The following is a 12,223-nucleotide window of genomic DNA, read 5'->3' as shown; positions in this document are numbered from 1 at the left end:
TATAGGGGGCGGTGCCGGCGCCGTAGCCGTTAACTTAACGCAGCAGCGACAACACGCCCTGCTGGCTCTGGTTTGCCTGGGCAAGCATCGCGGTCGATGCCTGGCTCAGGATCTGGGCCTTGGCGAGGTTGGTCGTTTCGGCCGAGAAGTCGGCGTCTTCGATCCGGCTGCGCGCGTCGGTCAGGTTCGTGACGTTGGACGTCAGGTTGTTGACCACCGACTGCAGGCGGTTCTGCGACGCACCAAGCGATGCACGCTTGGTCGAGACAGTGTCGAGTGCGGTATCGACCGTGGCCAGTGCCGCATTGGCGCCAGTCGAGGTCGCGACAGTCGCCGTGGCGACGCCGGTCAGGGTGACCGCACTCAGAGCGAGATCAACGGTATCGCCCGAATTCGCACCGGTCTGGATCGACACGACGCCAGCCGTACCCGCCGTACCGTCGAACAGCTTCACGCCGTTGAACTCGGTCTTCGAGACGATGTCGGCGATCTGCTTCGTCAGTTCGGTGACTTCGGTCTGCAGGTTGGTGCGGTCGTCATCCGAGTAAGTGCCCGAAGCCGACTGAACCGCGAGCTCGCGGACGCGCTGCAGCATGTTGGTGACTTCGCCGAGTGCGCCTTCAGCCGTCTGCGCCATCGACATGCCGTCGTTCGCATTGCGGACGGCCTGGTTCATGCCGCGGATCTGCGACGTCATCGACGATGCGATGGCGAGGCCGGCAGCGTCGTCCTTGGCCGAGTTGATGCGCTTGCCGGTCGACAGGCGCTCGATGCTCTGCTGCAGGTTTACGTTTGCGGCCGTCGACGCGTTCGAAGCGCGCAGCGAACCGATATTGGTTCCGATAACAGTCATGTCAAAATCTCCGTTATGACTCTGACGATCCCCGCCGCCCCCTAGCGGAGGGCTGAGCCGTCACAGAGTAAAACGACCGGTTGCCGACGGGATTAAGCACTTTCGCAAACCATCCTCGAAAATAGCGCCGGCAGGTGCGGCAGGCGGTTGCCGCAGACCCAGGATCTGCCTGCAAAATATGAAGGTGAAGCCCTTGGGTGCATATAGAGCCCAAATCGGTGCGGAAATATTTTGCCGCCCGGCAACATGTTTAACGCGTCGTTTACCATCCACAGGCCATTGCCTCCTTACTCGAAGGGGGAAATCCATGCGGTCGATCGTTCCATCAGCTGCGGTGCTGCGGCAGAAATATGCCTTGGTCTCGTCATTGCGCGCGCAGGGCTTCGCGGTCCGGTCGTTCGAGGATGGCCGCCCGCAGCCCGGCGATCTATTCCTGGTTGCCGACGGCGAAACGCCACCCGCCCCGGCGCGCACCGTGATCGTCGGCGAGAATGGCCGTTATGTCATGCCGTCGCGCGACGGCAGCCCGGCCCGGATCGCCTTCGCCCCCGAAGATGCCGCCGTCGGCAATGGCTTTGTTCGCGCGCTGATCGCCGGCGCGGAAACGCCGACCGCCGCGGACCCCGAGAGCCTCGCCCTTTACGCGCTCGCCGAACGCGTTGCCGCCGCCGACATCACCGTGTTGATCAACGGCCCGACCGGCACGGGCAAGGAAGTGCTCGCACGTCATATCCACCTCTCGTCCGACCGTCGTGACGGCCCGTTCATCGCGATCAACTGCGCGGCACTGCCCGAGACGATGCTCGAGGCGTTGCTGTTCGGCCATCAGAAGGGTGCCTTCACTGGTGCCTCCTCGGGCGGTGAAGGCTTTTTCCGCGCCGCCAATGGCGGCACGCTGCTGCTCGACGAGATCGCCGAGATGCCGATCCAGCTACAGGCCAAACTGCTTCGGGCGCTGCAAGAGCGCGAAGTGGTGCCGATTGGCGCCTCGACACCCGAGGCGATCGACGTGCGCGTCATCGCCTGCGCCAACCGCGACCTGCAAACCGAAGTCGCAGAAGGCCGTTTCCGCGCCGATCTCTATTACCGCCTGTCGGTCTTCCCGCTCAGCACCAAGCCGCTCAACGAGCGCCGCCAGGACATTCCGTCGCTCGCCGCGACGATGATCCTGCGCCATGCCGGCAACCGCACTACCGTGCCCTGGCCCGATGCCGCGGCGATCGATGCGCTGGTCCGTCACGACTGGCCCGGCAATGTGCGCGAGCTCGAAAACGTCATCCAGCGCGCTCTGCTGTTCGCGGCCGGCGACACGATTTCGCCTGAGCATATCGTGTTCGACCGCGCGCCGACCCCGCTGGTCCAGCGCGCCGCGAACGATCAACCGGCGCCATCGACCTTGGGCAATATCGTCCAGATGCACGAATTTCAGGCGATCCGCGAAACACTCGCCGCGTGCGGCGGCAGCCGGATCGAGACCGCGAAGCGGCTCGGCATTTCGGAGCGCACCCTGCGCTATCGTCTCGCCAAGGCGCGCGAACAGGGTGACGACATCACCCGCATCTCCAACCAGGCAGCATCGGCATGAGCGCGGTCGGCGGCGTCGGCGGTGCAACGGGCATCGACCGGGTGATGGCGCTCCGCGCGCAGATCCTCGAACGCAACCAGGCGCTGCAGCGCGCCAACACCTCGGCCGGCGCGCCCTCCGGCGCGACCGAGACGAAGCCGGCCAGCTTCGCCGCGACGATGGAAGACGCGCTGAAGAGCGTCAACGAAGGCCAGGCCAAGGCCGGTGAACTCTCCGCCGCCTATGAGCGCGGCGAGACGATCGACATCGCCAAGGTGATGCTCGCCCGCCAGCAGGCCTCGGTCGGCTTCGAGGCGACCCTGCAGGTCCGCAACAAACTCCTGTCCGCCTATAAGGACATCATGAGCATGCCGGTATAAACCATGAGCAACGCCCTCACCCCGCAGCCAGGCAGCGCGCTCCCCGAGCGCTTCGCCAACCCGTTGCAGCAGATCTCCGGTCTGCTCGCCCAGCCCGCGGTACGCCGCAGCCTGCCCATGGTTTTGATGGTCGGCCTGATCGCCGCCGCCGCACTGGCGTGGATGTCGTTCAGCACCGCACCGCAGAAAACGCTGTTCGCGCAGCTCAGCGACGCCGACAAGGGCGCGGTCACTCAGGCGCTCGACCAGGCCAATATCACCAGCCGCATCGACAATGGCTCGGGTGCGCTGACCGTCGACGAGGATGATTATTCCCGCGCCCGTATCCTGCTTGCGGGTCAGGGCCTGCCCAAGGCGACGCCGGGCGGTTACGCGATTCTCGACCAGTTGCCGATGGGTGTCAGCCGCGCCGTCGAGGGTGAACGCCTGCGCCAGGCGCGCGAGACCGAACTTGCCCGGTCGATCGAAGAAATCGATTCGGTCGCCGAAGCGCGCGTCCATCTTGCCACGCCCGAGGCATCGGTATTCATCCGCGACAATGCCGCGCCATCGGCATCGGTGATCCTCAAGCTCCAGGCCGGGCGCAGCCTGGCGGATTCGCAGGTCGCATCGATCATCAACCTCGTCGCCTCCTCGGTACCGGGGATGAAATCCGATGCGGTCACGATCGTCGACCAGATGGGCGGACTGCTCACCAAGGCATCCGACCGCAGCGCGCTGGGCATCGCCAGCGATGAACGCATCGCGTTTCAGCGCCGCGTCGAGGACAAATATCGCGCCCAGATCGTCCAGCTGCTGACGCCGCTGGTCGGCGCCGGCAATTTCACTACCGAAGTGCAGACCGATGTCGACCTGAACGAGACCCAGGCGACACGCGAAAGCTATGACAAGCAGGGTGCACTGCGCGCCGAACAAGGCAATTGGACCGGCAACCAGAAGGGCGATGCCGCCCAACCCGGCGGCATCCCGGGGGCACTGTCCAACACCGCGCCGCCGCCCTCGACGATCACGTCGCCCGCTGCCGATGCGGCGGCCGCCGCCAAGGCCGGTGCAACGCCGGGCGCACCACCGGCAGGTGCCGCAACGACACCAGCCGAGCCAGTCAAGCAGAGCGACCAGTTCGCCCGCGCCTATGACCTGGGCAAGGAAGTGTCGGTCAGCCGCACCGCGCCGGGGGCGATCACCCGACTGTCGGTCGCCGTATTGCTGCGCGACGTAGAGGGGAGCAAGCCGCGCAGCCCGGTCGAGATCCAGCAGATCACGCAGCTGGTCCAGACCGCCGTCGGCTATAGCCAGGCACGCGGTGACCAGGTGACGGTGATCAGCCGCAAATTCGCCGGCGCCGCAACGGTCGAGGACAAGCAGCCCTGGTATGATGCCGGCTGGCTGCCGGTGGTCGCCCGCAACGTCACCGCGATCGTCATTGCGCTGCTCGTGCTGATGCTCGGCGTCCGTCCGCTCGCCCGCGCGCTGATGAAGAAGCGCGACGATGCGACGCCGCGCATGGCGCTAGGCCGCGATCTCGGCAATCTCAACGCGAGCGGCCAGCCACAGCCCGGTCCGCCGGTCAGCATCGACGCGATCGCCGGCGCACAGAATTACGACGACCGTATCGGCATGGTGCGCGGCTTCACCCGCGACAATCCGGCGCGCGCCGCGCTCGCCGTCAGGGATATGATCAAGTCATGACCGCACCCTTTCGCAACTATAGCGGCGTCGAGCGCGCCGCGGTCCTGATGATGCTGGTCGGCGAGGAGGAAGCCGCCGCCATCCTGCAGAAGCTCGACCCCGAAGAGGTTCGCCAGCTCGGCAAGGCGATGTTCGCCGTCGCCGATGTCAGCGAGAGCGAGGTCGAATTCGTGCTCGACGATTTCGTCGGGAAGGCGCGCGAGCGCACCGGCATCTCATTCGATCCGCGCCCGCAGATCGAGGCGGTGATGCACCGCGCACTCGGCCAGGAAAAAGCCGACAGCGTGCTCGCGCGCATCATCCCGACCGAGGATGCGTGCCAGATCGACCTGCTCGACTGGCTCGACGCGGGCGAGATCGCCGCCATGATCGAGAAGGAACATCCGCAGATTGCAGCGGTGCTGATCGCCAATCTCGACCCCAATGTCGGCGCGCAGGTGCTCGAATTGCTGCCCGATTCTGTACAGCCCGATATCCTCCACCGCATCGCGCGGCTCGGCCCGATCACGCCCGAGGCGATCGAAACGCTGACCACGATGCTCGCCGGCCGCGCCGGATCGGCCAAACAATCCGCCGGTCTGACCTTGGGCGGGACGCGCGACGCAGCGAAGATCCTGTCGAGTGGGCGCAAGGCGACCGAGCAGCGCGTCATGCCGAAACTGTTCAAGATCGACCGCGAGGTGGCCAAGGCGATCGAAGAGGCGATGTTCGTGTTCGACAATCTGCTTGAACTCGACGACAAGAATCTGGGCACGCTGATCCGGAACATCGACGGCGACATCCTCACTCGCGCCTTGAAGGGCGTGGACGAAAGCGTCCGTGGCCGCTTCCTCGGGTGCATGTCGAGCCGCGCCGCCGACGGCATTCGCGACGAGATGGAAGCGCGCGGCCCGATGAAGCTCAGCGAAGTGCTCGAGGCGCAGAAGGTGATCATCCAGATTGCGCGCAACCTGGCCAAGGACGGCACGATCATGATGGGCGGCGGCGAGGACGATTATGTCTGATTTCGCCCCCGGCTTCTCCGCCCGCCACAATGCCGCGGCCCAGGTGCTGCACCAGGCATTCTCGATGCCTGATGAGGGATTCTTCCCCTCCGACCTGCGCGCGCGCGCCAAGCCCTCGGGTCCGGTGCATTTCTCGCCCCAGGTCAATCCCAGGCATTTCGAGCCCGCCGATCCCGACACCAACCCGACCGAGGGCTGGGACCCGTTCGACACCGGCACGCCGTCGGGCTTCGTCGATCCGATCGTGACCGCGCATTCCGCGGGCTATGCCGAAGGAATCGCCGCGGCACTGGCCGAAGCGGGTGAAGCGGGTGAGCGCGACCGCGCGCTGCTCGCCCGGCTTGGCGAAGCGCTCCGGGCGGACGACCGGCTCGATCGCGAACATATGGCGCGCCAGTTGCGCCAGACCGTGCTCTTCCTGGTGACCCGGATCGTCGGCGAGGTCGGCATTGCGCCCGATATCCTTGCCGGGCGGATCGACGCGGCCGCCGAAATCCTTGCCGACAGTGCCGAATCGGCGTTGCTGCGCGTCCATCCCGACGATGTCGCGCTGCTCGAAGATAAATTGCCGCGCAGCGTGTTCGCGGTCGGTGACACCGCGATCGCACGCGGCAGCTTCGTGCTCGAATCCGCCTCGACCATCGTCGAGGACGGCCCGGAACTCTGGTTGGAACAGCTCGCGCTTGCGATCGATCGCGTCGCGGTGCCGCCTGCATGTTGAACCGCTTCACGTCCGACTATCTCGAATCGCTTGGGGTGCCGAACTTCGCGCCACAACCCAAGGTATCGGGACGCCTCGCCTCGTTCGACGGCCTGTTGATGGAAGCAGTCGGCCTGCAGCTGCCGGTCGGCACGGTGTGTCAGGTCGGCGCCAGGGACGCGGGTGTCGAGGCCGAAGTGATCGGTTTCCGCAATGGCCGCACCTTGCTGATGAATCTCGGCGGCCCTGCGCCCTTGCTCCCGCAATCGCCGGTCCGGCCGCTTGGCCCTCCCGGTGAAGCCGAGGTCGGCGCGGCCCTGCTTGGCCGGGTTGTCGATGGGGCGGGCAAGCCGATCGACGGGCTCGGCCCGATTCGCGGCGCCGGGCGCTGGCCGATCGGCGGCAAGCTGCAAAGCCCGCTCGACCGGGGCCGCGTATTGCAGCCAATGGATGTCGGGGTGCGCGCGATCAACGGGTTGCTCACCATCGGCCAGGGCCAGCGTATCGGCATCATGGCCGGCTCCGGTGTCGGCAAATCGGTGCTGCTCGGCATGATCGTGCGCGCCGCGCAAGCCGATGTCATCGTCATCGGACTGATCGGCGAGCGCAGCCGCGAAGTCGCCGACTTTCTCGAGACCAAGGTGGCGGGCGAAGCGCGTGCGCGTTCGGTGGTCGTGGCGGTCCCTGCCAATCATTCCCCCGTGCTGCGCATCCGCGGCGCGCTGCGCACCCATGCCATTGCCGAAGCGTTCCGCGCCGAGGGCAAGAAGGTGCTGCTGATCATGGACAGCCTGACTCGCGTCGCCCATGCCGGCCGCGAGATCGGCCTGGCGCTGGGCGAACCGGCCAGCGCGCGCGGCTATCCGCCCAGCGCGATCGCCATGCTGCCCAATCTGATCGAACGTGCCGGCACCTGCGTGTCGAGCGGCGGATCGATCACCGCGATCTATACCGTGCTCGCCGACGGCGACGACGGCAACGACCCCGTGGTCGATTCGGCCCGCTCCATCCTCGATGGGCATATCGTGCTGTCGCGCCAGCTCGCCGAGCGCGGCGTCTATCCCGCGATCGATATCGGGCCCTCGGTCAGCCGGGTGATGACCGACATCGTCGGCAAGCCGCACGCCAATGCAGCGCGCGTGCTGCGCCGGCATCTCGCCACCTATGAAGAGAATCGCGACCTGGTGCTGATGGGGGCCTATCGCTCCGGCGCCGACCCGGCGATCGATGCCGCGATCGCCTGCCATCCGGCGGTGATGGAATATATCCGCCAGGATCCGGACGAAACCGTGTCGCTGAGCGATGCGACCGAGGAACTGGTCGGCGTGTTCGGCGCCGATTGAGATGGCGCAGGCGCGAAAGCTCGACCGGATCCTGCGCGTCCGCACACTCCAGCTCGGGCTGGTGCGGGCCGAGGAAGCGCGCGCCAATGAGCGCGTCGTGAGCGAAGTGACGTTGCGCAACCGCATCGCCCAGCTGGCCGAAGATATCGCCCCGTCCGCGAGCGGCGGGCACGCCTTTTCGATGATCGCCGCGGCGCATTTTCGCGATCGGCTGCAGCAATCGGCCGAGGCGGCCGAGCAACGGCTGCGCATCGCCGAGCGTGGTGTCGAACGCGCCGCCGAAGCCTCACGCGAAGCCAAGCGCGACCAGAGTGCGATCGAGAAACTGCTCGCCCGCGCCGACGCCGAAGCAGCGGTCAAGGCGATCCGCGCGATGGAAAGCGCGCCGTCGGTCAGGAAAATCCGGCACGATCCTTGCTGATCGCCCGGCGGCTGATGTTGCCGACCGGGGTAAATGGATGATCGAGTTTTCTACAGTTTTGGCAAAGCCGCCCGAAAAGGCGCCGAAAGCCGCCGGTTCCGGCGGTGATCCGAGTGCGTTTACGGTTGCGCTTGCCGATTTTCTGAAGGCTGGGGACGGGGCACCGCCGGACGATCCGGCATTGCCGGGACTCCCCGCAAAGCGGCAGGATCTTGCCGCCGGCGGCGAAGCCTTGCCTGACGATGCCGGTACCGCGATCGATCCGACCCTGATCTGGCTGCCGGTCACCCCGCCGCAACCACTCCCTGTGACGCAGGTCATCCCGCTGCCCGGCGTGGCACCCCAATTTGCGATCAACGCGGCGCTCCCCGGCCTTGTGGTCGCGGCGGATCCTGCGCTGGCGGAAATGACCCAGCTTCCGGCTGGAGGACAGCCGGCAGGAGCCGCTCCAGCGATTCCGGGCAAGCCGGTGATCGACATCTCCGGGCTGGTGCCGGTCGAGGCCGAACCGCAGCCGGTCCAGCCCGTGGCCGGCAAAGCGGCGACAAGCCGCGACGCGCCGGTATTGGCGGCGGGAACGCCAGCCGCGCAGCCACCCGTTCCGGCTGCGCAACCCGCCAGCCAGGCCTTTGCCGCGGCGATCCTCGCCGCCAGCCATCGCCAGCGTGCCGCCGGCGAGGATGATCGTCCGGTGACGACCGCCACCCTTGCCACAGCCCTCGGCGCGGTGACCGAGGCGACGCATCGCCCGGTCGTGCAGCCGGCCGGCGACGCGCAGCGTGCGCCGCTGGACCTGCGCCAGGATGCCGGATTGCAGGCCATGATCGATCGCATCGAAGTGCTGCGCGACGATGCCGATTCGCGTGATACGCGGATCAGGCTCGTTCCCGATGCGCTCGGCGCGGTCGATATCGCGGTGCGCAAGCATGGCGACACGCTGCATGTCCATTTCACCGCCGAAAGCGCCGCGACCCGCACGCTGCTGAGCGATGCGCAGCCACGCCTCTCCGAACTGGCCGAGGCGCGCGGCGTGCGCATCGCGCAATCAAGCGTCGATGGCGGCGGCACCGGCGCCGGGCGCCAGCCGCACCCGCCCGTACCGATCCTGCCGGCCGCCCCGGCTCGCGCAGCAACGGATGGCGACACCGAAACCACCACCGATCAACGCATCGCTTGAACTGAAGGAACAGGAATATGAGCGACCCCGCAGAAGATGTGAAAGCGCCCAAGAAAAAGGGCGGACTGATGAAGAAGCTGATGCTCGGTATCGGCTTGCTCGTGCTGGTCGGCGGCGGAGTCGGCGCGGGGCTTTATGCCTCGAATTCGGGCCTGTTCGGCGGCGGCGCGCATGCCGAAAGCGCAGCGAGCGGCCCCAAGCTGGTCCCGAAGAGCGAACAGAAGCGCGGCGGCGGAGCGGCCGGTGAGGGTGAAGGCGGAAGCGGCGAAAGCCATGGCAAGGCGCCGCCCAAAGGTTCCGGCGGCGAGAAGTTCGCGTCCAATTATTATGCGATGGAAAAGGAGTTCACCTCCAACCTCCAGGACAGCGTCCATTTCGTCCAGGTCGGCATTGCCATCTCTACGCCCTATGACGACACGGTCATCGACAACCTGAAAACCAACGAGATTGCGGTGCGCTCCGCAATCCTGATGACGCTCGGCGATACGTCGGAGGAACAGGTCTTCACGGTCGAGGGCAAGACCCAATTGCAGCGCCGGCTGGCCAAGGCGATCAACGACACGCTGAAGGAAAAAGAAGGTTTTGGCGGCGTTGGTAACGTCTACTTTACCAATTTTGTTGTTCAGTGAACGTCGATGGTTAACGACGCTTCACCAAATACGACGGATCGGCGGGAACGGCCCCGGCAGCAGGCGGATCACGCCACGCTCGGGGTCGCGAACATCAATCCGTTCGGCGACCTGCACACGCTGCAGCATCTGTCCGCGCGCCTCGCGCGGTCGCTGCGCGGCGTGTTCGAGCCGCTGCTGCGTCGTGAAGTGCGCGTCTTCGCCGAACCTCTGGTGGTGCAGCGCTTCGCCGATTACCGCGCCGAGCGTCCCGACGGACTGACCGCCTGGCTGCCGCTCGCCATGACGACCGCCGGTGCGCCGGCCACCGGCAATATGCTCGCCGTGCTCGACGGGCGATTCGTGATGGAACTGCTCGACCTGTTCTTCGGTGGCACCGGCGCCGTGCACGAGCTCCCGGTCGAATTCACACCCGCCGCCGAAGCGATGATCGGGCGGCTCGGCACCATGCTCGCCGCACCGCTCAGGACCGCCTGGGAACCGCTCGCGCGGATCGATTTCGTTCCGGCGCATGTCGAGGCGAACCCGGCGCTGATTCAAGGACTGGAAAGCGACGATCCCGTCGTCGTGACCCGGTTCGGCATCGGGTCGGGCAACGCCAAGCCGGTGTTCCTCGATCTGGTCTATCCGGTCGCCGCGCTGAAGCCGCATACGCCGTCGCTGACCGGCAAGGTGCACGCCAAGACGGCTGCCCCCGACCCCGCCTGGCGCACCGGCCTGACCCGCGCCGTGATGGGCGTGAAATTCCCGGTCCGCTCGGTCCTGGCCGAACCGATGGTCTCGCTCAACCTGCTGATGGACCTGAAGCCCGGCGACGTCATCCCGATCAGCTTCGGCGCGGAAGTGCCGGTGATGGTCGGCGGCGACCGGCTCGGCTTCGGCACCGTCGGCACGTCGAACGGCAAGGCCGCGATCAAGCTCAATTCGATCACCCGTGAACTCGAGGATTTCCAATGAACGACATGACCGGTGGAGTCCCGGTCGACGCCTCGCTCGCCGCCAATTTCCGGCTGCTGCAGGATGTCGACGTCAAGCTGACCGTGGAGATCGGCTCGACCCAGCTGACCCTGCGCGAGTTGCTCGCGCTCGGCGAGTCGAGCGTCATCGAGCTCGATCGCCAGGCCAATGAGCTGCTCGATGTGCTGGTCAACGGCACGCTGATCGGCCGCGGCGAAGTGGTCACGGTCGGCGACCGCTTCGGCGTGCGCATGACCGAACTGGTTTCCCCCGAGAAGCGGACCTGACCGATCATGATGTGGTCCTATATTCTGAAGCTCGTCGTGCTGCTGCCACTCGTCTGCGGCCTGATGATCGGCTGCCTCTATCTGTGGCGCAAGCTTGAGTCGCGCATGCCGGGCCAGCCCGCCAACCGCATGCTCAAGGTGCAGGAGACGATGATGATCTCCCCCGGCCTGCGCATGGCGGTGCTCGAATTCGAGGGACGCAAGCTGCTCGTCTCGGTCGGTCGCGGCGGCGTCAACCTGATCGACAAGATCGAACCGAAATGAGCGGTCCCGTGATCCGCCGCGTCCGTCAGGATGGCCCGACGCTGTTCCGCAACGCGCAGCCGAAGGGCATGGGCATGGGCGGCAAGATCCTGCTGGTCATGCTCGGCATCGTCTTCGCGCTGCTCATCGCGCATCCGGCGTTCGCGCAGGTCGTGCCGGCCGTCACGCCGCCCGCCACTCCAGGGGCCGGCGACGCGATCGACCGCGCGCTCGGCGATCTCGGCGGCGGCGACGCGCCGATGGCGCTCAGCCTGCAAGTCCTCATCATCATGGGGCTGCTGTCGATCCTGCCCGGCATCCTGCTGATGATGACCAGCTTCACGCGGATCATCATCGTGCTCGCGATCCTGCGCCAGGCGCTCGGCCTGCAACAGACCCCGCCCAACCAGGTGCTGATCGGCCTGTCGCTGTTCCTTAGCTTCTTCATCATGGCGCCGGTGATCAACACCATGAACACCACCGCGATCCAGCCCTATTCCGAAGGCAAGATCGGCGCGACCGAGATGATCAAGACCGCCGGCGTCCCGCTGCACGACTTCATGGTCAAGCAGACGCGGGTGAAGGACATCACCATGTTCTCCGGCATCGCCAAGACCGGCCCCTATGCCAAACCCGCCGACATCCCTTTCTCGGTCCTGCTGCCGTCGTTCGTGACCAGCGAGTTGAAGACCGCGTTCCAGATCGGCTTCCTGATCTTCCTGCCCTTCATCGTCATCGACCTGGTCGTCGCGACCGTGCTGATGTCGCTCGGCATGATGATGCTGTCGCCGACGATCATCTCGCTGCCCTTCAAACTGCTGCTGTTCGTGCTCGTCGATGGATGGGCACTGACGATGGGATCGCTCGCCAACAGTTTCGTGAGTTAGCGACGATGGCCCGCATGCAACAGCCGTTCACCCTGAGCTTGTCGAAGGGTAAGCGCATAGGCTTCGACAGGCTCAGCCCGAACGGAGTT

General features: G+C 66.2%; 14 protein-coding genes. 13 read left to right on the top strand and 1 reads right to left on the bottom strand.

Annotated elements, in window-relative coordinates; translation table 11 throughout:
- Positions 1–34: 34 nt before the first annotated feature.
- Complete coding sequence (locus tag H3Z74_RS22080; RefSeq protein ID WP_187761639.1) at positions 35–853, bottom strand: flagellin N-terminal helical domain-containing protein; 819 nt, start codon at positions 851–853, stop codon at positions 35–37.
- A 307-nt stretch (positions 854–1,160) separates the two neighbouring features.
- Between H3Z74_RS22080 and H3Z74_RS22075 the strand changes: the two genes are divergently transcribed.
- Genes H3Z74_RS22075 through fliP form a run of 13 tightly spaced genes read left to right on the top strand, consistent with a single transcriptional unit; the run spans position 1,161 to position 12,134 of the window.
- On the top strand, positions 1,161–2,438 hold the full coding sequence (locus H3Z74_RS22075; protein WP_187761638.1) for a sigma-54 interaction domain-containing protein: 1,278 nt from the start codon (positions 1,161–1,163) through the stop codon (positions 2,436–2,438).
- Positions 2,435–2,797, top strand: coding sequence for a flagellar hook-basal body complex protein FliE (gene fliE, locus H3Z74_RS22070; RefSeq protein ID WP_187761637.1), 363 nt, complete (start codon positions 2,435–2,437; stop codon positions 2,795–2,797). Before H3Z74_RS22075 ends, fliE begins: the two co-directional genes overlap by 4 nt.
- A 3-nt stretch (positions 2,798–2,800) precedes the next feature.
- Positions 2,801–4,486, top strand: coding sequence for a flagellar basal-body MS-ring/collar protein FliF (fliF, locus tag H3Z74_RS22065; RefSeq protein ID WP_187761636.1), 1,686 nt, complete (start codon positions 2,801–2,803; stop codon positions 4,484–4,486).
- Positions 4,483–5,490, top strand: a complete 1,008-nt coding sequence (gene fliG / locus H3Z74_RS22060; RefSeq protein WP_187761635.1) for a flagellar motor switch protein FliG — start codon at positions 4,483–4,485, stop codon at positions 5,488–5,490. The genes fliF and fliG overlap by 4 nt, the downstream gene beginning before the upstream one ends.
- On the top strand, positions 5,483–6,211 hold the full coding sequence (locus tag H3Z74_RS22055) for a FliH/SctL family protein (RefSeq protein WP_187761634.1): 729 nt from the start codon (positions 5,483–5,485) through the stop codon (positions 6,209–6,211). Before fliG ends, H3Z74_RS22055 begins: the two co-directional genes overlap by 8 nt.
- On the top strand, positions 6,205–7,533 hold the full coding sequence (locus tag H3Z74_RS22050) for a FliI/YscN family ATPase (protein WP_187761633.1): 1,329 nt from the start codon (positions 6,205–6,207) through the stop codon (positions 7,531–7,533). Before H3Z74_RS22055 ends, H3Z74_RS22050 begins: the two co-directional genes overlap by 7 nt.
- 1 nt (position 7,534) lies before the next feature.
- Complete coding sequence (locus tag H3Z74_RS22045) at positions 7,535–7,954, top strand: hypothetical protein (RefSeq protein WP_187761632.1); 420 nt, start codon at positions 7,535–7,537, stop codon at positions 7,952–7,954.
- A 58-nt stretch (positions 7,955–8,012) separates the two neighbouring features.
- A complete protein-coding gene (locus H3Z74_RS22040; protein WP_187761631.1) occupies positions 8,013–9,131 on the top strand; it encodes a flagellar hook-length control protein FliK in 1,119 nt (372 codons plus the stop codon).
- 17 nt (positions 9,132–9,148) lie between these two features.
- A complete protein-coding gene (locus H3Z74_RS22035; protein ID WP_187761630.1) occupies positions 9,149–9,760 on the top strand; it encodes a flagellar basal body-associated FliL family protein in 612 nt (203 codons plus the stop codon).
- 6 nt (positions 9,761–9,766) lie between these two features.
- On the top strand, positions 9,767–10,717 hold the full coding sequence (locus H3Z74_RS22030) for a flagellar motor switch protein FliM (protein WP_187761629.1): 951 nt from the start codon (positions 9,767–9,769) through the stop codon (positions 10,715–10,717).
- On the top strand, positions 10,714–11,004 hold the full coding sequence (gene fliN / locus H3Z74_RS22025) for a flagellar motor switch protein FliN (protein ID WP_187761628.1): 291 nt from the start codon (positions 10,714–10,716) through the stop codon (positions 11,002–11,004). Before H3Z74_RS22030 ends, fliN begins: the two co-directional genes overlap by 4 nt.
- A 9-nt stretch (positions 11,005–11,013) precedes the next feature.
- A complete protein-coding gene (locus H3Z74_RS22020; RefSeq protein WP_229726730.1) occupies positions 11,014–11,268 on the top strand; it encodes a flagellar biosynthetic protein FliO in 255 nt (84 codons plus the stop codon).
- A complete protein-coding gene (gene fliP / locus H3Z74_RS22015) occupies positions 11,265–12,134 on the top strand; it encodes a flagellar type III secretion system pore protein FliP (protein ID WP_187761627.1) in 870 nt (289 codons plus the stop codon). The genes H3Z74_RS22020 and fliP overlap by 4 nt, the downstream gene beginning before the upstream one ends.
- The last annotated feature ends 89 nt before the right edge of the window (positions 12,135–12,223 follow it).

Origin of the sequence: Sphingomonas alpina (assembly GCF_014490665.1) — a bacterium.
Classification (GTDB): Bacteria; Pseudomonadota; Alphaproteobacteria; order Sphingomonadales; family Sphingomonadaceae; genus Sphingomonas; species Sphingomonas alpina.
This window is presented reverse-complemented; position numbering and strand designations above follow the sequence as displayed.